Genomic DNA, 207 nt, shown 5'->3' with positions numbered 1-207 from the left:
CAGCCTTGCCCTTGCTCTTCCGGCAGATGATCAGCACGCCTTTCTAAACGCCTTAGAGCATCTCTTTCGGCCACTGACAAACGGCGTCTTGAGCAGCGCACCCAACCCTGTGGCATCTCTTTTCGGTGATGATTTACCCGTCACGGCACTGCTCGAACTTGCTTCAGCATGGCTCGATCAGCATACGGACCGCCTCGTGCTCATCCA

1 protein-coding gene is annotated in these 207 nt (G+C 56.0%); it reads left to right on the top strand.

Annotated elements, in window-relative coordinates; all coding sequences use genetic code 11:
- Positions 1-207: hypothetical protein (locus KB213_RS12745; RefSeq protein ID WP_408903749.1), on the top strand; the 207-nt coding region annotated here is incomplete at both ends.

Origin of the sequence: Neokomagataea anthophila (assembly GCF_018122595.1) — a bacterium.
Classification (GTDB): domain Bacteria; phylum Pseudomonadota; class Alphaproteobacteria; order Acetobacterales; family Acetobacteraceae; genus Gluconobacter; species Gluconobacter anthophilus.
The sequence above is the reverse complement of the archived record's forward strand: the minus strand, read 5'-3'. Positions and strand labels throughout refer to the sequence as shown.